This is a genomic window from Chryseobacterium sp. SIMBA_029 (assembly GCF_046535275.1).
Lineage (GTDB): Bacteria > Bacteroidota > Bacteroidia > Flavobacteriales > Weeksellaceae > Chryseobacterium.
The window spans coordinates 1-235 of record NZ_JAWRXA010000867.1 but is presented as its reverse complement, the minus strand read 5'-3'; the positions used below and the strand labels follow the sequence as shown (position 1 = coordinate 235).

1 protein-coding gene is annotated in these 235 nt (G+C 65.1%); it reads right to left on the bottom strand.

Annotated elements, in window-relative coordinates:
* Positions 1-235 (bottom strand): tyrosine-type recombinase/integrase (locus SB679_RS26340; RefSeq protein ID WP_410705384.1); only part of this gene is annotated, 235 nt, incomplete at both ends.

Here is a 235-nt window from a genome sequence, read left to right as displayed (position 1 = left end):
CAGTTCCTTGAGCACCTGCAACGGCGTACCGCGCTGCACATGCCAGCTTGCCCAGGTGTGGCGCAGATCGTGCCATCGGCAGTCACGGATGCCGGCCCGCTTCAGCGCCTTTTTCCACGCGGCCGTCACGGTCTGGTAGACCGATTTGCCGTGGTACACGAACACGCTTTCGACATGCTCGGGCTTGCGCTTCTTCGGGAGCTGCCGCCGCAACACTCCCACGGCCGCGTCCGAC